This is a genomic window from Bartonella sp. LB28NMGDW (assembly GCF_042194435.1).
Lineage (GTDB): Bacteria > Pseudomonadota > Alphaproteobacteria > Rhizobiales > Rhizobiaceae > Bartonella > Bartonella grahamii.
Genome location: NZ_JBHIMX010000011.1, coordinates 1 through 25975, shown reverse-complemented (window position 1 = coordinate 25975; position 25975 = coordinate 1). Strand labels below are relative to the sequence as shown.

General features: G+C 36.1%; 26 protein-coding genes, 1 tRNA gene and 3 pseudogenes. 15 read left to right on the top strand and 15 right to left on the bottom strand.

Annotated features, from left to right (window positions below; translation table 11 throughout):
- The first annotated feature begins 15 nt into the window (after positions 1 to 15).
- Together gatC and gatA are read left to right on the top strand one after the other, a co-directional pair.
- Positions 16 to 303, top strand: a complete 288-nt coding sequence (gatC, locus tag ACFIKG_RS06980; protein ID WP_015856421.1) for an Asp-tRNA(Asn)/Glu-tRNA(Gln) amidotransferase subunit GatC — start codon at positions 16 to 18, stop codon at positions 301 to 303.
- Between the two features lie 31 nt (positions 304 to 334).
- Entirely contained in the window at positions 335 to 1819 is a 1485-nt protein-coding gene (gene gatA / locus ACFIKG_RS06975; RefSeq protein WP_375627338.1) for an Asp-tRNA(Asn)/Glu-tRNA(Gln) amidotransferase subunit GatA, read from the top strand.
- Between the two features lie 95 nt (positions 1820 to 1914).
- Here gatA and ACFIKG_RS06970 read toward each other — a convergent pair whose 3' ends face one another.
- The 5 genes from ACFIKG_RS06970 to ACFIKG_RS06950 all read right to left on the bottom strand — a co-directional run bounded on the left by ACFIKG_RS06970 (position 1915) and on the right by ACFIKG_RS06950 (position 6773).
- Positions 1915 to 2625, bottom strand: coding sequence for an ABC transporter ATP-binding protein (locus tag ACFIKG_RS06970; protein ID WP_375625763.1), 711 nt, complete (start codon positions 2623 to 2625; stop codon positions 1915 to 1917).
- On the bottom strand, positions 2612 to 3394 hold the full coding sequence (locus ACFIKG_RS06965) for an ABC transporter ATP-binding protein (RefSeq protein ID WP_375627339.1): 783 nt from the start codon (positions 3392 to 3394) through the stop codon (positions 2612 to 2614). The genes ACFIKG_RS06970 and ACFIKG_RS06965 overlap by 14 nt, the downstream gene beginning before the upstream one ends.
- Complete coding sequence (locus tag ACFIKG_RS06960) at positions 3391 to 4449, bottom strand: branched-chain amino acid ABC transporter permease (RefSeq protein WP_375625767.1); 1059 nt, start codon at positions 4447 to 4449, stop codon at positions 3391 to 3393. The genes ACFIKG_RS06965 and ACFIKG_RS06960 overlap by 4 nt, the downstream gene beginning before the upstream one ends.
- Positions 4449 to 5525, bottom strand: a complete 1077-nt coding sequence (locus ACFIKG_RS06955) for a branched-chain amino acid ABC transporter permease (RefSeq protein WP_375625769.1) — start codon at positions 5523 to 5525, stop codon at positions 4449 to 4451. Before ACFIKG_RS06955 ends, ACFIKG_RS06960 begins: the two co-directional genes overlap by 1 nt.
- Before the next feature lie 114 nt (positions 5526 to 5639).
- Positions 5640 to 6773 (bottom strand): ABC transporter substrate-binding protein, encoded by a 1134-nt coding sequence (locus tag ACFIKG_RS06950; protein ID WP_375627340.1) that lies wholly within the window; start codon positions 6771 to 6773, stop codon positions 5640 to 5642.
- Between the two features lie 324 nt (positions 6774 to 7097).
- Between ACFIKG_RS06950 and ACFIKG_RS06945 the strand changes: the two genes are divergently transcribed.
- From ACFIKG_RS06945 to ACFIKG_RS06930, 4 genes are all read left to right on the top strand, one after another.
- On the top strand, positions 7098 to 7673 hold the full coding sequence (locus ACFIKG_RS06945; protein ID WP_015856414.1) for a cold-shock protein: 576 nt from the start codon (positions 7098 to 7100) through the stop codon (positions 7671 to 7673).
- Between the two features lie 251 nt (positions 7674 to 7924).
- Positions 7925 to 8437, top strand: coding sequence for a DUF192 domain-containing protein (locus ACFIKG_RS06940; RefSeq protein ID WP_375651979.1), 513 nt, complete (start codon positions 7925 to 7927; stop codon positions 8435 to 8437).
- Positions 8434 to 9207: an alpha/beta fold hydrolase gene (locus ACFIKG_RS06935; RefSeq protein ID WP_375627342.1), complete on the top strand. Its 774-nt coding sequence runs from the start codon at positions 8434 to 8436 to the stop codon at positions 9205 to 9207. Before ACFIKG_RS06940 ends, ACFIKG_RS06935 begins: the two co-directional genes overlap by 4 nt.
- Before the next feature lie 612 nt (positions 9208 to 9819).
- Complete coding sequence (locus ACFIKG_RS06930) at positions 9820 to 10032, top strand: DUF3126 family protein (RefSeq protein WP_375628388.1); 213 nt, start codon at positions 9820 to 9822, stop codon at positions 10030 to 10032.
- A 42-nt stretch (positions 10033 to 10074) separates the two neighbouring features.
- On the opposite strand, the gene radC is transcribed toward ACFIKG_RS06930, so the two are convergent.
- Genes radC through sfsA form a run of 3 tightly spaced genes read right to left on the bottom strand, consistent with a single transcriptional unit; the run spans position 10075 to position 12426 of the window.
- Entirely contained in the window at positions 10075 to 10869 is a 795-nt protein-coding gene (gene radC / locus ACFIKG_RS06925) for a DNA repair protein RadC (RefSeq protein ID WP_375651978.1), read from the bottom strand.
- Positions 10870 to 10886: 17 nt separating this feature from the next.
- Entirely contained in the window at positions 10887 to 11717 is an 831-nt protein-coding gene (gene map, locus ACFIKG_RS06920; RefSeq protein WP_375651977.1) for a type I methionyl aminopeptidase, read from the bottom strand.
- Entirely contained in the window at positions 11710 to 12426 is a 717-nt protein-coding gene (gene sfsA / locus ACFIKG_RS06915) for a DNA/RNA nuclease SfsA (protein WP_375625781.1), read from the bottom strand. The genes map and sfsA overlap by 8 nt, the downstream gene beginning before the upstream one ends.
- Positions 12427 to 12710: 284 nt before the next feature.
- Here sfsA and ACFIKG_RS06910 point away from each other — a divergent pair, with 284 nt between their 5' ends.
- The 4 genes from ACFIKG_RS06910 (at position 12711) to ttcA (ending at position 16298) form a co-directional block, all read left to right on the top strand.
- Positions 12711 to 13541 carry an RNA methyltransferase gene (locus ACFIKG_RS06910; RefSeq protein WP_375625783.1) on the top strand — a complete coding sequence of 277 codons (831 nt, stop codon included), beginning with the start codon at positions 12711 to 12713 and terminating at the stop codon, positions 13539 to 13541.
- Positions 13541 to 14368: a glutamate racemase gene (gene murI / locus ACFIKG_RS06905; RefSeq protein ID WP_375651976.1), complete on the top strand. Its 828-nt coding sequence runs from the start codon at positions 13541 to 13543 to the stop codon at positions 14366 to 14368. Before ACFIKG_RS06910 ends, murI begins: the two co-directional genes overlap by 1 nt.
- A gap of 170 nt (positions 14369 to 14538) precedes the next feature.
- Positions 14539 to 15156 (top strand): 30S ribosomal protein S4, encoded by a 618-nt coding sequence (gene rpsD, locus ACFIKG_RS06900; protein ID WP_273722651.1) that lies wholly within the window; start codon positions 14539 to 14541, stop codon positions 15154 to 15156.
- Positions 15157 to 15422: 266 nt separating this feature from the next.
- Complete coding sequence (ttcA, locus tag ACFIKG_RS06895; RefSeq protein ID WP_375628391.1) at positions 15423 to 16298, top strand: tRNA 2-thiocytidine(32) synthetase TtcA; 876 nt, start codon at positions 15423 to 15425, stop codon at positions 16296 to 16298.
- A 530-nt stretch (positions 16299 to 16828) separates the two neighbouring features.
- On the opposite strand, the gene rimO is transcribed toward ttcA, so the two are convergent.
- Both rimO and lexA read right to left on the bottom strand, forming a co-directional pair.
- Positions 16829 to 18142, bottom strand: a complete 1314-nt coding sequence (rimO, locus tag ACFIKG_RS06890; RefSeq protein ID WP_375625789.1) for a 30S ribosomal protein S12 methylthiotransferase RimO — start codon at positions 18140 to 18142, stop codon at positions 16829 to 16831.
- A gap of 457 nt (positions 18143 to 18599) precedes the next feature.
- Positions 18600 to 19313, bottom strand: a complete 714-nt coding sequence (lexA, locus tag ACFIKG_RS06885; RefSeq protein ID WP_375625791.1) for a transcriptional repressor LexA — start codon at positions 19311 to 19313, stop codon at positions 18600 to 18602.
- A 949-nt stretch (positions 19314 to 20262) separates the two neighbouring features.
- Between lexA and ACFIKG_RS06880 the strand changes: the two genes are divergently transcribed.
- From ACFIKG_RS06880 to ACFIKG_RS06865, 4 genes are all read left to right on the top strand, one after another.
- Positions 20263 to 20338: transfer RNA gene (locus ACFIKG_RS06880), tRNA-Lys, on the top strand.
- A 554-nt stretch (positions 20339 to 20892) separates the two neighbouring features.
- Positions 20893 to 21792 (top strand): septal ring lytic transglycosylase RlpA family protein, encoded by a 900-nt coding sequence (locus ACFIKG_RS06875; protein ID WP_375627346.1) that lies wholly within the window; start codon positions 20893 to 20895, stop codon positions 21790 to 21792.
- Between the two features lie 712 nt (positions 21793 to 22504).
- Positions 22505 to 22786: a type II toxin-antitoxin system RelE/ParE family toxin gene (locus ACFIKG_RS06870; RefSeq protein WP_375627347.1), complete on the top strand. Its 282-nt coding sequence runs from the start codon at positions 22505 to 22507 to the stop codon at positions 22784 to 22786.
- Between the two features lie 18 nt (positions 22787 to 22804).
- A complete protein-coding gene (locus ACFIKG_RS06865) occupies positions 22805 to 23104 on the top strand; it encodes a HigA family addiction module antitoxin (RefSeq protein ID WP_330168901.1) in 300 nt (99 codons plus the stop codon).
- 56 nt (positions 23105 to 23160) lie between these two features.
- Here ACFIKG_RS06865 and ACFIKG_RS06860 read toward each other — a convergent pair.
- The 5 genes and pseudogenes from ACFIKG_RS06860 to ACFIKG_RS06840 all read right to left on the bottom strand — a co-directional run.
- Positions 23161 to 24198, bottom strand: a pseudogene (locus ACFIKG_RS06860) (tyrosine-type recombinase/integrase).
- A 2-nt stretch (positions 24199 to 24200) separates the two neighbouring features.
- Positions 24201 to 24449 carry a hypothetical protein gene (locus ACFIKG_RS06855; protein WP_015857131.1) on the bottom strand — a complete coding sequence of 83 codons (249 nt, stop codon included), beginning with the start codon at positions 24447 to 24449 and terminating at the stop codon, positions 24201 to 24203.
- Between the two features lie 149 nt (positions 24450 to 24598).
- Positions 24599 to 24883, bottom strand: coding sequence for a hypothetical protein (locus ACFIKG_RS06850; protein ID WP_375651975.1), 285 nt, complete (start codon positions 24881 to 24883; stop codon positions 24599 to 24601).
- 78 nt (positions 24884 to 24961) lie between these two features.
- On the bottom strand, positions 24962 to 25309 hold the full coding sequence (locus ACFIKG_RS06845; protein WP_375627265.1) for a hypothetical protein: 348 nt from the start codon (positions 25307 to 25309) through the stop codon (positions 24962 to 24964).
- A 110-nt stretch (positions 25310 to 25419) separates the two neighbouring features.
- A pseudogene (locus tag ACFIKG_RS06840) lies at positions 25420 to 25776 on the bottom strand (YqaJ viral recombinase family protein); the annotation flags it as partial.
- On the opposite strand from ACFIKG_RS06840, the pseudogene ACFIKG_RS06835 reads away from it, so the two are divergent.
- Positions 25768 to 25975, top strand: a pseudogene (locus ACFIKG_RS06835) (hypothetical protein); the annotation flags it as partial. The pseudogenes ACFIKG_RS06840 and ACFIKG_RS06835 overlap by 9 nt on opposite strands.

Below are 25975 nucleotides of genomic sequence, written 5' to 3'. Positions count from 1 at the left end.
AAAGGCGTAAGTAGTATGTCTGTTGATCAAGAGACCGTCAAGCGGGTCGCACATTTAGCGCGGATTGCTATCCACGATGATGAGATAGAACCTGTGACAAAAAAATTCAATGCTATTTTAGGTTTTGTAGAGCAATTGAATGAAGTTGATGTCAGTGGAGTTGAGCCATTAACATCTGTGATGCCGATGACTCTACGAATGCGTGAAGATAGTGTTACAGATGGCGATAAAGCAGCAGATATTGTAGCCAATGCCCCTGTTACAGAAGAAAATTTTTTTCTTGTCTCAAAAATTGTTGAGTAACTTTTTATATTTTTGAAATTTGAGAACCAATATGACTGATTTAACAACCCTCACAATTGCGCAAGCTCGTGATTCTCTAACAAAGAAAAATCTCAAAGCAACAGAATTAACGGAAGCTTATTTACAAGCAATAGAATCAGCTAATCCAATTTTGAATGCTTATGTAACAATAACAGCAGAACAGGCAATGAAAATGGCTGCTGAATCAGATAGTCGCTTAGCGAGAGGGCAGGGAGGGCTTTTAGAAGGAATTCCTTTGGGGATTAAAGATCTTTTTGCAACCTATGGTGTTCATACTCAAGCCTGTTCACATATCCTTGATGGTTTTAAACCGCATTATGAATCAACTGTCACGGCTAATTTATGGCAAGACGGTGCTGTAATGTTAGGAAAACTTAATATGGATGAGTTTGCTATGGGCTCATCCAACGAAACATCATATTATGGTCCCGTTATTAATCCCTGGAGAAAAAAAGGCTCGAATGAAAAACTCGTACCCGGTGGTTCTTCAGGAGGATCTGCTGCTGCTGTTGCTGCACAAATTTGCGCTGGTGCAACTGCAACCGATACAGGTGGCTCAATACGTCAACCAGCAGCTTTTACTGGAACTGTAGGAATAAAGCCAACTTATGGACGTTGTTCACGGTGGGGTGTTGTTGCATTTGCTTCATCTCTTGATCAAGCTGGACCTGTTGCCAGAGATGTTCGTGATTGTGCTATCTTACTAAGATCAATGGCCTCTTTTGATGAAAAAGATTCTACTTCCGTGAAATTACCAGTTCCTGATTATGAAAGTTATCTTGGTCAATCAATTAAAGGAATGAAAATTGGTATTCCAAAAGAATATCATATGGATGGAATGTCTCCAGAAATTATTGAGCTTTGGCAAAAAGGCATAAGTTGGTTAAAGGAAGCAGGAACTGAGATTAAGAACATTTCTTTGCCCCATACAAAATATGCTCTACCTTCTTATTATATTATAGCTCCTGCAGAAGCCTCTTCTAATTTAGCACGTTATGATGGTGTGCGTTTTGGTCTACGCGTGCCTGGAAAAGACATCATTGAGATGTATGAAAACACGCGCTCTGTTGGTTTTGGTGATGAAGTCAAGCGACGTATTTTGGTTGGGACTTATGTTCTTTCATCTGGTTATTATGATGCCTGTTATCTAAGAGCTCAAAAAGTAAGAACACTCGTAAAACGAGATTTTGATCAATGTTTTGCTTCAGGCATTGATGCTATTCTGACACCAGCAACACTAACACCTGCCTTTGGTATAGCTGATGAAAAAATAAAAAATGATGCTGTAGCAATGTATCTTAATGATATTTTTACGGTACCAGTTAATATGGCTGGTTTACCAGGAATCTCTGTTCCTGCAGGTCTGTCATCAAATGGTTTGCCTCTAGGATTGCAATTGATTGGTAAACCTTTTGCTGAAGAAGTCATTTTTCAGATAGCACACATTATTGAAAAAGAAGCAGGGATATTCAGTGCAGAAAAATGGTGGATGTAATAATCGAACTTCACAAAGGAGCATTTCTCATTGAGGATGAGAAATGCTTTTTTAAAAGGTGGAGGGATGAGCTATATTTCCTCAATTCGTAGTCTTTATCCACCAAGATAGGCTTCTTTAACACGTGAATCGGAGAGCATAGTTTTACCTTCACCGTGAAATAAAATATGTCCTACCTCTAAAATATAAGCATAGTCAGCTATAGAAAGCGCAGCAAATGCATTTTGTTCAATAAGAAGAACAGTTTTTCCCATCTCATTAATTTTTCGAATAATTGAAAAAATTTCTCGAACGAGAAGCGGTGCCAACCCCAACGATGGTTCATCTAATATGACCATATCAGGATTGCTCATGAGTGCACGGCCCACAGCAACCATCTGTTGTTCACCACCTGACATTGTTCCTCCTAACTGTTTTGCTCTTTCACGTAGACGCGGGAAAAGATCAAATATCCATTCAATATCACGGGAAATTCCCTGCTTATCGTGACGAATATAAGCGCCTAGATGAAGATTCTCTAAAACAGTGAGATGGGGCATGATACGGCGTCCTTCAGGACTTAGAGCAATACCTAATCGCAAAATCTCTTCTGGTGATTTTTTAATAATAGATTTGCCATTATAGGTAATTTTTCCATAAACAGAGCGATTAAGTCCTGTAATAGAACGTACGATACTGCTTTTTCCTGCACCATTGGCTCCAATTAAAGTGACAATACTTCCCCGCTTTATGGACATAGAAAGATTTTGGACAGCTTTAATGGCGCCATAATGAACGTAAAGATTTTTTATTTTAAGAATATCCATAAACATCTCCGCCAAGATAAGCTTCAATAACTTTAGGGTTATTACGAATTTCATCTGGTGTACCATTGGCAATGCAACAGCCATATTCCATAACCAAAATATGTTGACAAAGCCCCATAACCACTTTCATATCGTGCTCAATAAGAAGAATTGTAAGATCAAAGTCTTTTTGCACTTTTGCTATGAATTTTCTAAGATCTTCACTTTCTTGTGGATTCATGCCAGCAACAGGTTCATCAAGAAGAAGCAATTTGGGCTTTGTGGCTAACGCGCGTGCAATTTCTAGACGTCGTTGCACACCATAAGGTAAAGCTGTTGCCGATTGATCAGCAAGGTGATCAAGTTGTAGCTGCTCAAGGAGTTCTAAGGAATTTTTATAAACTTCCTTCTTTTCTTTCATTGCCTTTGAAAAAAATAGAGCTGAAGAAAACCAAGGATATTTTTGTCGAACATGCGCTCCTACCATAACATTCTGCAAAACCGTTAACCCTGAGAAAAGACGAATATTTTGAAATGTTCTGGCAATATGGCGTCTACAGATAATATAAGGAGGCGCTCCAGAAATTTTTTGCTCATCAAAAAGAATGATGCCGCTTGTAGGAGCATAAAATCCAGAAATCATATTGAAAACTGTTGTTTTTCCAGCACCATTGGGACCAATTAATCCAGTAATACTTCCTCGTTTAATTGCCATATTAATATTATTTACAGCAACTAATCCGCCAAAACGCATTATAATATTATTGAGTGAAAGGATGGTGTCGTTCATAGCTTTCCCTCAGTATTAGAAAGCTTTTTGCGTGTCAAAAAGCTATAAATTCCATTCCATGAGAATTCTCGTTGTCCCATCAACCCTTTTCTCCAAAACAAGATAATTACCAGCAATAAAAGAGAAAAAACAACCATGCGAAGTCCTGGTGTTTCTGGAATATGTATAAAACCTAAGTCAAATGGACTTTCAATAATACGAAGCCATTCAAGCATAACTGTAATAATAATGCTGCCAATAATACTTCCTGTAATTGAACCGAGACCACCAGCAACTACAATCATCAAAATATTAAAAGTTAGAAGAAAATTAAACATTTTGGGATCAATGGTTGAAATAAGAGCAGCCATTAATGCTCCACCTATACCTGCAAAAAACGCTCCAACAGTAAAAGAAAAACTACGGTAGAAAAAAGCGTTAATTCCCATAGTTTTCGCAGCAATTTCATCATCACGAATGGCACGTAATACGTTACCAGTATTGCTTTGCAGTAAAAGGACAATAAAGAGAACTGTAAATGCTAACCAACCATAGTTCCACCATAATGTTGCATTTTGAGGTATTCCCTTGATACCTAAAGAGCCATTTGTAAGCGATGTTGCGTTCGTAATGACAATGCGAATAATTTCTGCAAAACCCAATGTTGCAATTCCAAGATAATCACCACCAAGACGTAATATTGGTAAAGCAATCAATAAACCTACAACTGCAGCACATATACCACTTATAACAACAGCGACAAAAAAAGGTAATTGCAGATGATACAATGGTTCAGCGATAGGCTCCAGAATCCACATCATTTCTTTTTGTTCAGGGGAAAGAAGTAAAATTGCGCAAACATAAGCACCAATAGCCATAAATCCAGCATGTCCAAGAGAAAACATACCTGTGAAACCGTAAATCAAATTAAGCGAAATTGCCAATATCGCATTAATAGCAATCAGATTTATGACACGAAGCGTATAGTCATTAAAATGGCTATCAGCATAAAATAAAAAACCTATGAGAACTAAAACACTTATACAAGATAAAACAGTTGTCACTGACTTTGCCATTAGATCTTCTCCTGACTTTTTTTACCCATTAATCCTGTGGGCAATATCAATAAAATCAGAATCAATAAAATGAAAGCGAAGGCATCTCGATATCCAGATAGCGCGGGGAAAAATGCGATAATCATAATTTCAATAAATCCTAATAACAATCCTCCCAACATTGCTCCTGGTATCGAACCAATACCTCCGATAACAGCAGCGATAAATGCTTTGAGACCAGGAAGAACGCCCATATAAGGCTGAATTTGAGGATAACGTAAAGACCACATAATACCTGCTATAGCGGCAAGAGCTGAGCCTATTCCAAATGTAAATGCAATAACTTTATTGACAGACACACCCATCAAACGCGTCGTTTCAATATCATGGGAGATTGCACGCATAGCAAGACCCGGTTTTGTTTTATGGATAATCCATAACAGTAAAACAATAAGAATCAATGACACAACGGGAACGATCAGAGACATGGGAGCAATTCTAATGATACCATCTGCTCCTGATCCTAAATGCCATAAAAATGGTGTTACAAGAAAATCTGGTTGTTTTACACCTTTTGGAACACCACTAAAGAGTACAGTAGAAAGATTTTCAATAAAAAAAGAAACACCAATTGCACCGATAAGTGCCGAGATACGCGGAGCATGGCGTAGAGGTTTATAGGCAAGTTGATCAACAACAATACCCACTGCACTTGTAATAAAAATAGAAAAACAAAGAGCTAAAACCCAAATCGGGGTAAAAGCTTGTGGAGAAATTTTAAAATAATAAACAAAACCTAACGCAAGGATTAAAAAAACAGCAATCCAATAAATTGAAGGGCGCTTTTTAAACCCTATAAAGACCGAATAATAAATAAGAGCCGCGAGAAACAAAAGAAGGAGTGCTGCCCAAGCAGGCATAAAGCTAATTGTGGAAAAGAAAACAAAATATGCTCCTAGCATGAAGATATCACCGTGAGCAAAATTAATGAGTCTCAGTATACCGTAGACCATGGTGTAACCAATAGCGATAAGCCCATAAAGAGATCCCAATGCCAGTGCATTAAAAAAATACTGGATGAACATTTCAGTGCTCATCTCTCATCCTTCCACATTTGTTAATTTACATAGGATAACAAGAAATTTCTAAGTTTTTGGTTGAGAAAAAGATCCTCAACCAATTCTTGCATTTTAATAAGTAAAACTTTTTAATTAAAAAGCAGGTTTAACCTCTTCTAAATAAACACGTTTTCCATCCTGTATTTTAATGATACCAATAGGAATCTTAGGGTTATGATTTTCATCCATTGACATATCACCGAAGGGGGTTTGAAAATCTTTTAATTTGCTAAGAGCGATAGTAATTTTTTCACGATCAGCGCTACCAGCATTTTCAATAGCCTTCATGAACATCATATAACTCGTATATCCCAAAACAGAATTGATATTCGGCTCTTGGTCAGGATACTCTTTTTTCCATTCTGCTGTGAATTCTTGCGCAGCTACTGACATATTTGGCATATCCTCACTATAGGGAAGTGTCGTATGTAAGAAACCTTCTGAAGCTTTTCCTGCAATCGCAATGGTTTCTGGATTATCCATAGCATCTCCACCCATAATTTGAAACTTTGCTCCCAATTCTCGCGCTTGTTTCATAATGATAGCACCCTCAGAAAAGTAAGATGGAATGAATAAGATGTCAGGTTTTTGCGCGATAATTTGCGTAAGAACAGCTGAAAAATCCTGATCGCCGGAATTATAGTTTAAATTTGAGACAACTTCACCACCTAATTTTTTGAAAGCACGCATAAAGTAGCTTGCAAGACCAATGGCATAATCGTTTGAAATATCTTTGAGGATAGCTGCTTTTTTTGCGTGTAAAGTTTGACTTATATAAGTCGCGATTCCCACCCCTTGATAGGAATCAATAAAACAAGCGCGGAAATAATATTTTTTACCCTGTGTAACAAGAGGACTCGTTGAGGAAGTGGCAATGGTTGGAGTCTTTGCTTTTTCAGATATTTCACCACCTGCCAACGAAAGTGAGGAACCATAGCTACCAATGATTCCACTTACTTTTTCACTTGCTGTTAAACGCATAACAGCATTAGCCGCTTCTACTTTATCAGACTTATTATCAATAATAACAAGTTCCACTTTACGTCCTAAAATTTCTGGAATTTTTTTATGGGCTAATTCTATACCTCTAATTTCAAGCTGACCTCCAAATGCATTTTGACCACTTAATGGAAGATAAACACCAATTTTGATAGGTTCACTTGCATAAACATTTGCTGTAAATGCCATGAATGCTGTGATTGTCGTAAGGATTTTTTTCAATTGCATTGCGCATTTTCCTTAATTGAATTGTTGTTTTTTCACCTTATATTGAACTTCTTCATCATGCAAGTTACACATTTATGAAAATATCATTATGTAAAAAAACCTTTCATATAACCTCTTTTGTAGGGCACTCCTTGTAAGATATGTAAAGCTTACAATCAAATAGTTTTATAAATATTCATGTTGATATTCTCTGACATTAACATAGAAGATACGACAATATGGGGAAATCTTATCTTGGGGCTTGCGTGTTGATACAAGAGCAATGTTTACTTAAACCTAGAGAATCAATATCGTACAATTTATAAGCTACAGGATCACGTTATTATGACGAGTAAGGATGCATTAAAAGATTGTCCCCTATCTGAAGATAGTATAGGTGCTTGTGGGGAGATTATCGAAATCAGTGGTGTCATTAAGTGGTTTGATGGTAGTAAGGGATATGGATTTATTGTACCTGATTTACCTCATTTCCCCGATATATTATTGCATGTTACGGTAATGCGAAGAGATGGTTTTCAAACAGCTTTGGAGGGAGCTAAAGTTATTTGTGCTGTGGAAAAAACTGAAAGAGGGTTAAAGTGCGTTCAGGTGAAATCCATAGATTGTTCTTCAGCAATTCATCCATCAGAAGTTCCAGCCCGTACCCATGTTGTTGTTACTCCAGAAAGTGGACTAGAACGTGCAATTGTTAAATGGTTTAATCGTGACAAAGGATACGGTTTTCTTAGTCGTGGGCAAGGAACAGAAGATATTTTTATTCATATGGAAACGTTGCGCCGTTTTGGTTTAGCAGAGCTTCGTTCTGGCCAAGTTGTTCTTGTACGTTTTGGTAAAGGAGAAAAAGGTTTAATGACAGCAGAGATTTATCCGGATATAGGCATTCCTTTAGCGACACATTGAATTTCACGAATGAAAACAGTATGTTTTCTATGTTTTTAAAGGTGGTTATTCCGTAAATTGCTATAGGGTAGATTTTTAAAGAGAATATGACTCTAGTGAATCCATAAACCAAATGGAGAAAGTTGCGCATATTACGTTGAAAGAAAATAGAAAACAACAAGGAAGCAATCCTCTTATTTTTTTGACTTTTAAACTCTGGTACTTTTTATTTTAGAAACAAAATTTTAAATTTTTCTGTGGTGGAGACAAGAATGTTAAAGCCTTTTAAAAAGGGGTATATTGTTTTACTGGTAATGCTTTTTATGTTAGAAATGCGTGTTGTTGTAGCAAAAAAGCCCATAGAAATTCCTGTTCATCCGATTCCTTTAGAAATACATACAAAGCAAGGTACGGTTTTTTATAAGGTAGAGGTTGCTTTTACGCCGTCTCAAGCAGCAGCTGGTTTAATGTATCGGACTGATTTTCCACGCGATCGTGCAATGCTCTTTAAGCCGCTAAAAAGTTCTCAATCGGGAGATGAACAGAAAATTTTTATGTGGATGGCAAATACGCCTTTACCTTTAGATATGATTTTCTTAAACTCTGAGGGAATTATTGTATCGATTATTGAAAACACTTCTCCATTTTCGACAAATACCATTTCATCAGAAGTTCCTGCAGCTTTTGCACTTGAGATCAACGCTGGTGAAGTTTCTGAAAAAAAGATACAAAAAGGGCAACGTGTTATTCATCCTGTACTTTGTGGGAAGTGCAATAAAAAATGACCGCTGAAGATATTCGTTTTTTTGAATATAATGGTTTGCGATTTGCTTATCGAGAAGAAGGGCAGGGCGCACCTGTTTTGTTGATCCATGGTTTTGGATCTTCTGCACGAGTGAATTGGTATGCAACAGGTTGGTTTCGCATTCTCACTGAAGCAGGATATCGTGTTATTGCTCTTGATAATCGCGGTCACGGAGATTCAGTTAAAAGTTATGATCCTGTCTTTTATACACCTCAAGCTATGGCTGGTGACGCAATAAAGTTACTACAGCATTTAGAGATATCTAAAGCCCATGTTATGGGATATTCTATGGGGGCTCGTATTAGTGCTTTCATGGCTCTTTTGCATCCAACATATGTACACAGTGTTATTTTTGGTGGTTTAGGTATTGGTATGGTAACGGGAGCGGGAAATTGGGAGCCTGTTGCTGAGGCACTTTTAGCAGAAGATATTTCTACCATTACCAATACGCGCGGTTTAATGTTCCGTAAATTTGCAGATCAAACGAAAAGCGATAGGCGTGCTCTTGCTGCTTGTATCATTACATCAAAACAGGAGTTAACGGCGTCTGAAGTTTACAAAATTAAGCAACCTGCACTTGTTGCCGTTGGTTCATTAGATGAAATTGGCGGTGCTGCAGAGCCATTAGCAGCTTTATTGCCTTGTGGTGAAGCTTTATCAATTCCTGGTCGAGATCATATGCTTGCTGTAGGCGATAAAGTTTATAAAAAAGGTGTTATAGATTTTCTTTCTCGTTATCCTATAAGATAAGCATTCTTCATAGTTTTTAGCATTTACAAAAATACTCAGTATTTTTATCTCGTATAAATTGAAAAAAGCTTATTTAAAAATTTTTCTGTTGTGACATAAGTTTTATAAAAAACGGGAAGAAAAATAAACTCTTATTAGCTTATTTTGTATATTTTTTAGAGATGTAATTTTTCTAAGGTTAGATAATTATACTTTAAAAGTTATTAAAAAGAATTATTTTTGAATGATGTAATAATATTTTTTGCTAAAAAATGTAGTTTTAAATAAAAAAAATATTGTTATTTTTATTTTTTATAAAAGGAAAAAATTAGAAATTATTGATCAATTTTTCTTACGAATATGCATTCTAAACGCAGATGCTAAAATTGGAAATAAAGTAAAATTATTAAAAATATACAGTTTTTTGCCATTTTTTAATCTATACGGGTATATTTAATAATGATAGACCTTTTGTAAAATTTCTTTATGAATGTATAAAGAACGTTGTAGATATATGTAATATTAAGTAAATGCTTAGATTAAGATTTTTTACTGACTTTACAGAATCATGGGAGTGTCTTATTTGCGCGACACGCAATTATTTTAGTCGTTTCAAAAAAACAGGAGAGCATAGTGAATGCTGATGAAATAAAAAAACTTGATAATTATTTAAAAAATATATTCCAAAACTCAGCATTGCAAGTCAGAGCACGGCCTAAAAAGAGTGATTCTTGTGAGGTTTATGTGGGAGATGAGTTTTTAGGCATTATCTATCGAGATGAAGATGAAGATGAGCTCTCCTATAATTTCTCAATGGCTATATTAGATATTGATTTAGAAAAATGATTCGTTATTCATAGTTAAATGAATCTTTTTATCCCATAAGATTTATATAAGTTTTAACGCTTTAAAGCTCGTATGGTTATTTCGTGCAATAATAAGATGGTCATGGATAATAATGCCTAATGCATTTGCTGCATCTTTTAATCTATATGTCATTGTTATATCTGCATCAGAGGGGGTGGAATCGCCAGAGGGGTGATTGTGGACTAAGATAAGTCCTGATGCAGATAACTCTAAAGCTCGAGAAATAACTTCACGAGGATAAACAGGTGTATGATCAATGGTTCCAGTTTGTTGCACCTCATCAGCAAGTAAGCCGTTTTTCTTATCAAGAAACAAAATACGAAATTGTTCACGTGTTTCGTGAGCCATAACAGCTTTACAATAAGCTAACACTTTATCCCATGATGAAAAGATATCGCGTTTAAACAATTGCGCACGAGCAAGACGTCCAGCAACATCTGAAATAATTTTTAAATCAATTGCAGTGGCGGGACCACATCCTGGAATTTCTTGAAGTCGGTGAATATCTGCTCCCAACACATCAGCTAATGAACCAAAGCGCGCTATCAAATTTTTAGCTATGGGTTTTGTGTTTGCACGGGGTATTGTGCGAAAAAGCAATAATTCAAGATATTCATAATCTTCGATTGCATTTCCTTTTGACTTTAAATAACGCTTCCGAAGACGCTCACGATGTCCTTGATAATGTTTATGAAGCTGTGCGTTTTTCTGGGGGTCTTCACTTTTTCTTTCTGATACTGGGGTGAGTGGAGAACTCGATGTTAATGCAAACTGATCACTTTGAGTATTTTCCTTTTGATTTAATTTTTTAGCCATAACATCTCTACATTGCGTTAGGTATGCGAATTTGGAATATAAAAAATATTTTTAGGAGATTGTGTAAATATTTCATACCCTTCATTTGTGACACCAATTGTATGTTCATATTGTGCTGTCAGAGAGCGGTCACGGGTAACAGCAGTCCAACCGTCAGATAAAATCTTAACTTGTGGTTTACCAAGGTTAATCATGGGTTCAATTGTAAACATCATACCTTGTTTTAATTCTATTCCTTCTCCAGGGTTTCCATAATGGAGGATATTGGGAGCATCATGAAAAAGCTGGCCGATACCATGTCCGCAAAAATCTCTCACAATTGAACAGCGTTCAGATTCTGCATACTGTTGAATGGCTGCCCCAATATCACCTGTCGTTGCTCCAGGCTTAACGACAGCGATTCCTTTCATAAGACTTTCATAGGTTATTTTTAGCAGGCGTTCTGCAGCACGCCTGATTTTCCCAACAGGATACATTCGGCTTGAATCCCCATGCCACCCATCAAGGATAAAGGTTACATCAACATTTACAATATCGCCTTCTTGCAAGGGTCTTTTATTGGGAATGCCATGACAGACAACGTGATTGATAGATGTACAGCATGAATGGCTGTATCCATGATAATTTAGATCAGCAGGAAGTGCTCCTCGCTTAGCACCAAAAATGAATACAAAATCATCAATTTCTTGCGTAGTAACGCCTGGCTTAATAATATCCTTAAGCGCATCAAGGCATTCTGCAGCAATACGACCAACTTCACGCATTTTAGCAAAAGCATAATCATCGAAAATGCGGATTTTTCCATTAAATTTTAAAGGGCTTTTATTATATTCGATATACTCAGTCATTGTTTCTTCTATTTTCTATTTTTACTCTCTGAATCGGAAAAATGCCTTCTACACTTACGTGACACTTTACAGCATAACATTCTACTCCTGATTTTAATGCTAAATCAAATTTACGTCCATAGAGTGGATCAAGATCATGACAGATTGTAAAAGCTGCGCAATCTTCTCGTTGAATAATATAAAGCATAGCAGCTCTTTTTCCTTGTTGTACAACTCCTATGAGTTCATCAAGGTGACGTGCTCCACGTTTTGTTTTACTATCAGGAAATTCTGCTAATCCTTTTTGACGAATAAAATGAACATTTTTGACTTCTAGGTAACAGTCAGGAAGAATGTCATCACGTAAAAGAAAGTCAATTCGTGATTGTGTTCCATAGCGTTGTTCTTTTAAAATTGTTTTATATCCACTTAATTCTGGTAGTAATCCGTTTTGAATTGCTTCTAATGCAAGTTTATTGGGTAAAGCAGTATTAATGCCAACCAAAGTATTATCGGCTTCAATAATTTCTAATTGATAGGCATATTTTCGTTTGATGTTATTATGATATGAAAGCCAGATATTGGAGTTGAAAGCTGTTAATCCAAGCATTGATCCTGTATTAGGTACAGACACGGTGAGGACATGCTGATCATCTTGTTGAACATCCGCAAGGAAACGTTTATAACGACGGATAAGCTTTGCAGGAAAAAGTTTGGGAATAAAGTGCATATCCCTTTTTTAGGATTTATGATTTCATAATTCAACTGAGATTATGATTTGTAGGAGCTATTCCTTATAAAAAAGATAAAATTGATGTAAAAAAGGCTACGATATCCTATATAAATTGTTATAAATTCCATCGTTCACTTTAATGGCTTTTAAAATTTATTATCTTTGAGTGAAAAGATAACATTGTCTATAATTTATTATTAAACAGCATTAGAGTACTGTGAAGAAGGTTTCGTAAAAAATAGTGGAGAGGGAGATAGTTTAAGTGAAACTAGGTAAGATTGATGGCTGGAACGAATAAGAATCGTGAAAATTTAACAAATGGTCCCATTATTATTTTAGTTGAACCGCAGCTTCCTGAAAACATTGGTATGGTCGCAAGGGCAATGGCAAATTTTGGGCTTTCTAAGCTTCGGTTAGTCAAACCTCGAGAAATGTTTCCAAATGAAAAAGCTATAGCTGCTGCAAGTAAAGCTGATCATGTCATTAACAACACTGTGATTTTTAATACATTGCGTGATTCAATTGCAGATTTACACTATGTTTTTGCCACAACAGCACGTGAAAGATGCGGATTTAAAACTGTAAAAAGTGCTGTCGAAGCAGCAAACGTATTACGTCAGCGTGAAAGTATCGGACATAAGACAGGTATTGTCTTTGGAAGAGAGAGATGGGGATTAGAAAATGATGAAATCAGCCTTGTTGATGAAATTATTACTTTTCCAGTTAATCCTGCTTTTGCGTCACTTAATATTGCGCAAGCGGTTCTTTTGATGTCTTACGAATGGATGAAAACAGGTCTAGAGAATGTCAGTGATACGGCATTTCGTGCCGCAGAGATGGAACCTGCAAATAAAACAATATTTCATGGTTTTTTATCTCAGTTAGAAGAGGCTTTGAATATCCGTGGGTATTTTAGACCCCTTGAGCGCAAAGAAGTAATGCTTGCAAATTTGCGCTCTGTTTTTACGCGCGCTAACTTTAGTGAACCTGAGGTTCGTTTATTACGAGGCATTATATCTTCTTTGGATCATTTTTCGCCACAATATCCACGGGGGAGTAGAGCACCTGAAGAGCGTGATCGTAAAAAAAATAAAAATAAGTGTGAAAATTAATGGATGAACGACCTGTTCTTTTTTTTGATAGCGGTATTGGTGGTTTAACAGTGTTCAGGGAAGCACGTATTCTTATCCCTGAAATGCAGTTTATCTATGTTGCTGATGATGCAGGATTTCCTTATGGAAATTGGAAAGAAAATATTTTGAAAGAGCGTATTTTAAAGATTTTTACAAATCTCTTAACACGCTACAATCCAGCCTTATGTGTGATTGCTTGCAACACCGTTTCTACACTGATGATGGCAGATTTACGACAGAATTTTCCTCATGTCCCTTTTGTAGGAACGGTTCCTGCAATTAAATCAGCTGCTGAACAAACAAAATCTGGTTTTATTTCCGTATTAGCTACTCCTGGAACAGTTAAACGTGCCTATACAAATGAATTAATTAACTCTTTTGCTGGACAGTGTCATGTTCAGCTTGTGGGAAGTAAAAAACTGGCTGGATTTGCTGAAGATTATTTACGGGGAAAATCTATCGATTCAGAAGAGTTAAGAAAAGAAATCCTGCCATGTTTTGTGGAAAAAAATGGACAATATACTGATGTTATTGTTTTAGCCTGCACACATTATCCTTTTTTGATTAACTTCTTTCGTGAACATGCTTTATGGTCCGTTGAGTGGATTGATCCGGCGAAAGCGATTGCCAAACATATCAGATCATTATTACCACTGTCGGAAAAAGTACACGATCAATATATAAAGAAATATCAAGATTTTGCGTTGTTAACATCGAAAAATATCACTTCTTTAACGGAGAATTTGTTTAAAGGATTTGGCTTAAAACTCATGAAAGGAGTTGACTTTGGGTTACGAGACCAATAATGATGATCTAGCTATTTTTTCAAGAAAATAGCATTAATTGACGTGTCCCGTGGATAACTTTGCATATTAATATGTTAAGGTATTCTGTCAGTCTTTAGTATTTAAAGGCAGAGGAGGGCGCGTTTCCTTGGGGTCTTGAGATCTCGTGTTTTATTTTATAAGGAAATGCGATGAGTAAACGCGAAACAACAAAGTATAAAATTGACCGTCGTATGGGAGAAAATATTTGGGGGCGTCCGAAATCTCCTGTCAATCGTCGTGATTATGGTCCAGGTCAGCATGGACAGCGTCGTAAAGGAAAACTTTCTGACTATGGGGTGCAGTTGCGCGCTAAACAGAAATTGAAAGGGTTTTATGGAGATATTTCAGAAAAACAATTTCATAAAACCTATGAAGAGGCTGCTCGTCGACGGGGTGATACTGGTGAAAATCTTATCGGTCTGTTAGAATCACGTTTGGATGCTGTTGTTTATCGTGCAAAATTCGTGCCTACGATTTTCGCTTCTCGCCAATTTATCAATCACGGTCATGTTAATGTAAATGGTCGGCGCACAAATATTCAATCTTATCGTTGTAAACCTGGTGATGTTATTGAGGTTCGGGAAAAATCAAAACAACTTGTTTTAGTTTTAGAATCAGTGCAATTGGCAGAACGTGATGTCCCTGATTATATTGAAGCAGATCATAAACAGATGAAAGCAACCTTTACGCGTATTCCTGCTTTTGCAGATGTTCCTTATGCTGTGCAAATGGAACCTAATTTGGTTGTTGAATTTTATTCTCGATAATTTTTCTGCAAGAGAAGTTGTTTTTCTCTTCTATTATTATAACTTCAAGATATTGTGTTATTTTTACAATCTCTGAAGTTAATAAGTGCTTTTTGTGAATGGTTCTATATTAAGTTTATTGCTATGTTTTATAGCCATAAACTTATATAGTTCCATTTCTTTTTTGTGTATCTAATTTATAAATTCAAAAAACATAAATGTAAGCTTGCTTTAATATTTGTTTTTATCTTTGCAAAACGAGCTGTTATTGTGCAGGATATGGTATTATGAATGATGTTTCAGTTGAATATCAGGCAATAGAAGAAAACGAAGGGAGAGATGATCCTTTAATAAGTGAAGCAGATAGTTGTCATCCAATGTTTCGTGTTGCTCCTTCAAGCGTAGAATTTAATAAATTGCGCAAACGACTTTTGCGTCATATGCGACAAGCTTTGGATGATTTTTCTATGCTCTCTACAGGAAAAAAATGGCTTGTTGCTTTATCGGGTGGAAAAGACTCTTATGGTTTATTAGCGCTTCTTTTAGACTTAAAGTGGCGAGGTCTTTTATCCGTTGAAATTCTTGCCTGTAATCTTGATCAAGGGCAACCAGGATTCCCTAAGCATATTCTTCCAGACTTTTTAAGTTCTTATAAAATTCCATATCGTATTGAATATCAGGATACTTATTCCATTGTTACAGATAAATTGGCAGAGTCGCAGACATATTGTTCACTTTGTTCTCGATTACGACGTGGTAATCTCTATCGTATTGCACGTGAAGAGGGATGTTCTGCATTAGTTTTAGGTCATCATCGTGATGATGTTTTAGAAACATTTTTTATGAATTTGTTTCACGGTGGCCGATTAGCTGCCATGCCTGGAAAACTTAAAAATGATGAAGGAGATCTTTTTGTTTTACGTCCCCTTGTTTATGCAGCTGAGGAGGATATGGAAAAATTTTCTCAAGCAATGCAATTTCCGATTATTCCTTGTAATCTTTGCGGTAGTCAAGATGGTTTACAACGTAATGCAATGAAAGAAATGCTGAAAAATATCGAAAGGCAAATGCCAGGACGTAAAGATACGATGATTCGCGCTTTAACAAATGTACGCCCAAGTCATTTGCTTGATAAGAAATTCTTTGATTTTAAGACCTGTTAATAAAGATTAGATATTTAAAAAATAAGTTCAAAGAGTTTAAGATAAGATACTTATTTATAATGATAATTTATTTTTTTCATTTAAATACCGTAAGATTGTTTTGTTTCAAATTCTCTTATATTGCATCCATAAAAAACATCCGCCTGCATATCACAAAGGAAATTTTTGTGTGCATAAAACACTATTGAAAAAAGTTTCCTTTCACTTATTAATAACTGTCGCAATATGAAAAATGGGAAAATAGTACGATTGTCGATTTGCTCTTTTGTTAAGTAAAAATGGTGAACCTTGTGGATTTTATTCTTTTGCGCCGCCGTCATCGTCGTTTAAGGCTCATTTAAGGCATTAAATTAAGAGAATATATAACTGCTTGGTATTAGTGTATAGAAACATTCAGGGTAACGATTGCTCGTGAATTCTTATGAAGTGAGTTACATAAGTGATCAAGTTCGATTGTGAGTAGCTGATCTTTTTATAAACCAATGCCGATAGAAATCTTCATCATTGAGGACAGGGAAGAAGTTAAATTTTCAAACTGCTACACCATAAAGATCATAGGCATCCGACTGTTCAATTTTAACGCTGACAAATTCACCAACACGCAACGGGCGTCGTGATGATATATGGACAACACCATCTATTTCTGGAGCATCATATTGACTACGACCTTTGGCAACTTTTCCTTGACTTTCATCGATAAGCACTTGGAGTCTTTTTCCAATTTTTTTCTTTAAAAGATGTGTGGAAATTTGTTGTTGTTTTGCCATAAAACGATGCCAGCGATTTTCTTTCACCTCTTCAGGAATATTTTCTAATCCCAAATCATTTGCGGCGGCTCCTTTTACTTCTTCATATTTAAAGCACCCAGCGCGTTCAATTTTTGCTTCTTCTAACCATTCTAACAGGATATTAAAATCTTCATTCGTTTCACCAGGAAAACCAACAATAAATGTTGATCGCAAAGCAAGATCTGGACATATTTTTCGCCATTTTTCAATTCTACGGTTTGTTTTTTCTATGAGTGCAGGACGCTTCATATGACGCAAAACAGCTGGTGATGCATGCTGAAAAGGAATATCCAGATAAGGAAGAATTTTTTTTGCAGCCATAAGTTCGATAACTTCATCAACATGGGGATAAGGATAAACGTAATGCATACGTATCCAAATACCCATATCGCCTAGTTCGCGACAAAGATCAAAGAATTTTGTTTTGATTGTACGATCTTTCCAAGAATTTTCGAGATATTTAAGATCAATACCATAAGCACTTGTATCTTGTGAAATAACTAAAAGTTCTTTTACACCCGCTTGCACGAGTTTTTCAGCTTCACGAAGAACATCGCTGATGGGACGTGAAGTGAGATCACCACGCAGAGTAGGGATGATACAAAAACTACACTGGTTAGAGCATCCTTCAGAAATCTTTAAGTAGGCGTAATGGCGAGGTGTTAAACGAATACCTTGGGGAGGAACTAAATCAAGAAAAGGATCATGAACAGGAGGAATTGCTGTATGAACAGCTTCTATAACACTTTCATAAGCTTGCGGTTTTGTAATAGCCAATACATTAGGATACGTTTGGCGAATAACATCAGGATCAGCACCAAGACACCCTGTTACAATAACTTTTCCATTTTTTTTGAGAGCTTCATCAATATTGGCTAATGATTCTCTCCTTGCCGAGTCAAGAAAGCCACAGGTATTCACAATAACGACATCAGCTCCTTGATGTTGACGTGAAATTTCATACCCTTCAGAGCGAAGGCGTGTAATAATTCGCTCAGAATCTACGAGTGCTTTTGGGCATCCGAGGGAGACAAAACTAATACGAGGTGCTACCATGATGATCCTACAATTACTATGAATGATTGAGTTAGGCTTTTTATAACTTAAAAATAATGTTCTTTATTTTTATACCTATGCAATACAATCTGTTACAAAGTTATTTGATTTTTTTCTACAAAATTTTATGTATTTTTATGCATGCATACAATTTTATCTTATTATATCGTAAAATTCTTTTATTGAGGACGATGATATAAGGCTGCTTCCTTCAAAGCATTCAAGTTCTTTTATAAAGTACGTGGTGAATATTTTAAAGCTTACTTGTCACGCCTTGCGTAAGTGAAGGACATGGAGGGAAGGGAAAATGAAACCCGCTCGATAAGGATCTGAATTGTTTATAGACCGAATTGGGGCATCCTTTGGCCGTGGAGAGGAAATCAACTGCGTGTGGCGCAATAAAAAATACTCAACAGCTTCTTATTGCGATATCTATCGCGTACTATAAGGTTTATTTTTAATATTTGCGAATAAGTCCGGTAAGTTTACCTTGTATTTCTACACGCTCGGATTCGTATGTACGTGCTTCATAATGAGGATTTGCGGCTTCTAATGCAATAGAAGCGCCTTTGCGTCGATAACGTTTTAATGTGGCTTCTTTTTTATCAATAAACGCAACAATAATTTCACCTGTTATTGCTGTATTTTGACGTTTCACAATGATCGTATCTTTATCAAGGATACCAGCCTCCATCATAGAATTATCTTTAACTTCTAATGCGTAGTGCTCACCTGTATTAACCATATTGCGTGGGAGAGAAAGAGTGTTTATTTGTTGTAGTATAGCAGAGGCGGGCACGCTCGCAGAAATACGTCCCATGATAGGAATGGTGATATTTTTTTTTTCTTCTTCATCAAAGTTGTCAAGGTTACTCAAGCTTTTTGATATTTCCCTTTTATTTCTTTCTATCATATTGGGAGAAATTTTACGTGCTAAAGAAAGATTAAATGTTATTTTCTCAGGGAGTCGAATCACTTCCACTGCACGAGCGCGATTGGGTAAACGACGTATAAACCCTCGTTGTTCTAAGGCTATAATGAGCTTATGAATACCAGACTTTGAAGAAAGTTCTAATGCATTTTTCATTTCTTCAAAAGAAGGAGGAACACCTGTTTCTTTTATATGGTTATGAATAAACAAGAGTAGCTCATATTGTTTACATGTTAGCATTCAATATTCCAATCAAAATAATAAAAAAGGAGTAAAGTAAAAATACATGTATATATAACACTTTTACAAATTTTTCTCGCAAAATCAAAATTATTTTATTTATTTTTGATCTTATAATTTAAGTTAATGAAGCAATACATTTATTTATAGACATATTTAAATTATTATTTATATAAAACTTACTTTAATCATTTTATAAAATTATTATTTATATATTATATATCTACATTAATATTAAACAATGTATAAAAGTACTCTATAGCTGTGACTGAATTATCCAACACTAAATTTTTGCTTCATGTCTGCTTTATTCTATAGAATAAATTGGCTTTCGTTATATATTCATTATGCATGAATAAAAATCACACCCTCAAAATGCAATTGTTTCTCATTATCCCATTTTCAGGTCTAACGTGCCAACCGCTATATACTATTTTACTGAACCCTAATGTTGCGATAATTTTTAGTTATTGAAAGGAGGCATAAAAGGTATTTTCATTTATTTTTTATAGTTTTATTCTCTCACTTGTATCGGTCAAAAAAATGCTTTTTATTGTTTCAAGATAAACAGATTTGAAATGAGAGAATCTCACAGTATTTGAGATCTCTCACTCAAGTGAGAAAATGATATTACAGTAAAAAGTATTTTTCTTCTCTATCCATTATGCTCAACAAGCCATGTGAGGGAAGGGGTAATTTCTTATAATTTTAGCGCTTCGAATCTATGCAATATTTCGCAGTGAAATTGTTCCTTGATTGAAACTTCAAAAAGAAGATTAAAGAGTACCTATACAATGATGAAAAAAGGGAGGGAAAACGGAAAATTATTGATAACTGAAGAAAATAATAATATTTTTCTTCAAAAGGTGTTGACCAAATGAAAAGTCAACCGTATGTTCCCTTCACTTTCTGCAAATTAGATAGTCTCCAAACTAGATAGCTTGTGTGAGAGCGCGTAGCTCAGCTGGTAGAGCAACTGACTTTTAATCAGTAGGTCCAGGGTTCGAATCCCTGCGCGCTCACCAACTTTAAATAATATCAATAGACTATACAAAAATTTAAGAATCTTTCTTGTTTTGATTCTTTTTGGGGTTTCTTATTGATTCTATAGCCAGTCATTTTCTATCAGATATTTTGGAATAGAGCGATGCTATGCTGTCTCCTGTCCAACAACAAAGAGCTTTAAGCTTACGATACGGTTGTACCTATGTTGGCAGCACATGTGGTTGCTCCTTTTCTCAATCTATAGATTGATTTTTTTATACCTACTGCATTACATGATTCGCAAAACAAGTTGCTAAAATCACCACTTATTCACAGTTTATATTATGAAATGACTTTTCTATAAGATGTTGATTTATTTATTTTTTATTCTTTTTAACATCTACTATAGTACATTTATTTCTTACGAAAATCATAAAAAGGTTAACAATGTGTTAATTTCTTGATAAAAGGGACAAATTCAAGAGTGGTATATGCGCGAGGGAAATCATTTAAAAACGTAAATTCTTCCGTCGCGTACAAAAAGCGTGACGTGGTTTTTACAGTAGTACTTAACAGAAATAAGTGGACTGAATAGATGCCTTCAAATAGAAAAAAGAAATTTACTTTTATTATTAAACCAACACTTCAATTGTTTTCTATGATCGTCATTTCTCAGTCACTGGTATCTTGTTGCGCAAGCCAAACTATGAATTTTTCAATAAAAGATTCCTATCATAATAAACCAATTGACGTGAACACTTCTGTCCTACCTCAACAAGTATCCAATAAGAAGAAACAATCGGAAGAAAAAAAGCGTGGACGAGCTGTTGTTGGTAAACCTTATCAAATAAAAGGAAAGTGGTATTATCCTCAAAATGATCCGACTTATAAACGTGTTGGCGAAGCATCATGGTATGGTTCAGATTTTCATGGACGTTTAACTGCCAACGGTGAAATTTATGACATGAATCTTTTGACTGCTGCTCATCCTACAATGCCTTTACCTAGCTATGCTCGTGTTACTAATTTGAAAAATGGATCTTCAATCATTGTTAGAGTGAATGATCGCGGACCTTTTATGAAAGACAGAATCATTGATTTATCAAGGCAAGCTGCGGCAATACTGGGGTATGTAGATAGGGGGGTCGCAGATGTTAAAGTAGAATATATTGCTGAAGCACCCGTTGGCTATTATGATGGTGCATATTTAATGGCCTCTTATACTCCTGGAAATGCTGCCTCATATTCATTGGCGTCAGAAAATGCTTTGAAAAAAAGAGAAACTGTTTTGTTAAAAGAGAAGCGCAATACAGGAAACAAAGAAGAATTAGCTAAAGCAGCTGCTGTTGAACAGGAACAACGTAATAAAACTGTTGCAGTTAAATTGCCAGAAATTGGTCCTATCATGGTTGATAAGCCGATGCCATTCGATCAAGTTGCTTCTATAAATAAGCTAAACAAAAAAACAAAGGTCAATTGGCTACAGCTGTTTTAAGAAAAAATGCGTTGATTTTTTATCTATATAATTCTCTAGTAAAAAAGATAAGAACTTACGGATTTATTAGTGGAAGGTTTTCATCTTAAAGCGCGTTGTCCTTTTAAAAAAGCGTGGTTGGGTGCTATTATAAATTCAGTACGTCCTTTCCACTCCATTGCTGATCTATTCGTCGTTTTATGATATTGCTTGCTTAATAAAGCGCCTACTTTTCTTGCTGTAATAGCTTTTGCTAGACGAGGGTAGATTATTGTATCGGGTCTGTTTGTGTAATTTCCAAAGCAACTATACAATCAATTTGAGAGGAATAAAAAGCTTAAAAAGTAAAAAAATATTTTCTTTTGATTCGTTTTTGCAGCTTTCCAAAGCATCCACGGTAATATCTTATGAAGAGATTATGCATTACCTCATGCTTTTGTTTATCGTATTCTTTAATGGAGTAAGTCCCCTCACGAAAAACAGAGCGTCTCAAACAAAATACACTTACATTGCCAATTCACGTACTCCCAGCCAATATTTAATCAAATCAATAGGTTATATAAAAGTTCGGGAGTTTTGATTCCGTTGATTCTTTTAACTTATTTTCTACCTATCCCTAACTTTTTTATAGCTTATACCCAATCATTTTATCTAGATAACTGGATTTGCTAGCAGGGCGCTTGACTCTTATTTTTATTGATCGTATAGTGACGATATACGATAAGGGGCGGTAATCGCAATTGTGAGTTTCAAACATAAGAGCTTAAAATTATTTTATACAACGGGTTCCACAAAAGCTATTCGACCAAATCACGTAAAAAAATTACGCGTTATCTTGACAGCTTTAACAAGTGCTACGACGCCTGAAATGTTGAAAGCGCCTGCCTTTAAAATGCATCCTCTTAAAGGTGAACTTATGGGATATTATTCCATATGGGTGAATGGAAATTGGCGTGTTACTTTTCGCTTTATAGGAACAGATGTGGAGCTTGTTGATTATCAAGATTACCATTGATGAAAGGAACGAAAACAAATGATGCATAACCCCGCACATCCGGGCGAAGTTCTAAAAGTAGCTTTCTTAGAAGAAATGGGGATAACAATACAAAAGTTAGCTGATCATCTCCATATGACAAGAGCTTCTCTATCAAGAGTGATTAACGGACATGCCTCTATGAGTACCGAACTTGCAGTGAAATTAGAACTAGCTGGTTTTAGTAAAGCAAAATTTTGGCTGGATATGCAAACGAATTATAATTTATGGCAAACAATGCAACAGACACAACCACCTATTTCTCCTCTGGTTTCTGATGCACCTCAAACGCCGCATTAATTTCATTCATAATTTTGATGGGGCTTTGGTTTGTTTTCTTACTGTCAACTATGCTTCTAACTTTTTTGAAGTTTTTTGATTGCTTCTATTGCAAGTCGTTTTCTATCGGCTGTTTTGGTATAGAGGGATGCCATGTTATCTTCTGTTCAGCCAAAAAGCGCTTTCATTTGCGAAACTGTCGCACCAGCATTGGCTGCACGTGTTACTGCTAATTTTCGCAATCCGTGCGCTGATTTTTTAATACCTGCTGCATTACATGCTTCACGAAAGAGGTTGCCAAAACTTTCTTTGACAAGCTTATTTCCACCTTTACCACAAATAAATGTTTCATCTCCAATAGGTCCAATTTTAAGTGTTTCCTCTAGTTCTGGTAAAATAGGAAGAAAAACATCTGTTTTAAATTGGCTCTTTTCTGTTTTGAGATAAATGATATTATCTTTGACATCTTTCCAGCCGATACCAACGGCATCACCACGACGCAAGCCTGTATAAAGAAGAACATAAATCCAGACGCGTTCATGTGTACCATGTGACCAACGGTGATAATATTTGTCTATGTCCTCTTCTAGCCATGGCAGTAATCCCTCACTGTTTAAAGATTTTGGTGCTTTTATATTAAAGGCAGGATTTCTATTTAAAAGGGCATTATCAACCGCCCAATTAAAGAGACCGTTTAAAGAGGTCAAAAAATGTTTTGCCGCCGCGGGGGTCTCTCGCCTTCTGTCTACGGCTTCAAGAATGTGTTGTTTGTTTATGCTTTTATATGCACGATCACCGATATGTTTAGAAACATTATTCAGAATTCGATATTTAACTTTTTTAGTAGATTCTGATTGATTATGCCATTGCATGCTTTGTAAATACTGATGCAACAACCAATCGAAAGACCCTTCTGTAAGTCTGGTACGCCTCTTTGTTTTGGAGGAGCCATTTTGTGCTTGCTTAATAGCCAGCGTATAATTATCAACAAACTCTTGCGTTCCATAGGTTCCTTCAATCCGAAACCGTGGTCCATGACCAATACGTACATACCATATAACTTTACCATGGCGTGTACGTTCACGAACAAGATGCGGTGGACGGCGTTTTGGCATGGCTAAAACTTTATACCGTCGACAGAGGGGCAGCTTTTGCTGGTCTCGTAGTCTTCTTGCTCGTTTTCAAGCGGTGGAAAATCGTCAATGCTATAAGTATTATCTGTCGTTGTTGGTGTTATGGTTTTATTGATATGAATTAATAATTCCCCTGTAGGTTTGATTTCTATGAGTTCACATCCTTGTTTTTTAGCTTCTCTTAAAGCACGAGCAATAGCTGGTTGCGTGATAGTAGGTGGGCGGTGTGGCATGTTTATTCCCCTTCATTTTAGATGTAATTCACTCGTGGCGTGAATCACGCTGGTGTTAAAATTTTGTTTGTGTTGCTAGAAAGGAACGTCGTCCCCTGTTAAGTTTTCTGTCTTTTCTTTGTAAACAATTTTGTAATCGGCATAAATTTTTACGTCGCCATAAATTCTTGGATCACCATCAATAATTGCATATTTGTAAATTTGTGCGTCCCCAAAAATATCCCCCCATATACTTTTGCGTTATCATAAACTTGTGCATTGCCATAAACGCGTGCAAAATAAGCAACTTTCGCGTTATCAAACACTTTAGCGCTGTCGTAAACTTCGGCACCACAATAAACCATAGCTTCATCACTAACCCAACAGTTGGCTTCATGACTTAGGTTGTCCTCATCCTCTATAAAGCCCCCCAAGGTTACCTTTCTTGACGCCACCAAAATCTCTTAATGCTCTAATTCGGTGAAGCGTAAATCCATCAACCTCTGTTGTTTCATCAGTCAATTCATATTTTCTCATCTGGTTTGTTTTCTAGTTGAGATTCTTCTATCGTCATCAATCCAGTCGTTCCAACATACACATGCTTCACCGTAAATTTTTGCATGACCGTAAATATGCGCATCACCATAAACTTGTGCATTTTCGTAAACCTTAGCATCACCAAAAACCTTGGCATAACCATAGACTGTTGCATAACCACCAATCCAGCAATTACCATGATGCGATAGATTGTCTTCTTTCTCGATATAGCCGCCAAGATCACCTTGCTTGACGTCCTCCAAATCTCTCAATGCACGAATGCGGCGGAGCGTTTTGCGCCCAACTTCGATTGTTTCATCTGTCAGTTCATATTTCTTTTCCATGATTTATTTCCTTAATTTGCGCACAATCCACCCGTAGCGTAAATCATGCATTACTTAAAAGTTGTTAGGAAAGGGCGGGGGTGCTGGGAGGAGAGAGAACCCCCATAGGTTTAATCAGCTTTTGTCAAAATCTTGTGCATCTCTTGTTCTATTTCCCCTAAAAAGATTTCGACCGCTTTATTGATCTCTTCAATGTGTTTCTCATCACGGTTGATGCGTTTGATTTTCATTCTCAAACCAGTAGATTTGCCTACAAAGTTTGGATTATAGCTTACGAAATCACACCACTTTTGTCCTGTACAAGCCATTTGGAATTGCATCTGTGCGTGATATTCTGGCTTGATTTCGTCACCTATAAAAAAACGAAGATGAGTCATTGATTGTGGACATTTGACTTCGATTAAACCGTCCTCTCCAATGAACCCATCAGGACTTGCACCAGCCATTTCCATTTTTGGGTGTGGAATACGCGCGTTGAAGAAGAGCTAAACGATTTTGCTGATAAAAAAGAGCACATATCGCAAGTTCGTAGTGAGGCTGGTAAAAAAGGTGCACAAGCAAAAAATAATACAAAACAACATGTTAATAATTTTGCTGAAGCAAACGCTAAGCAAAATCAAGCTATAAAGAACCAGAATAAGAATATATATAAAAAAACTAAAACTA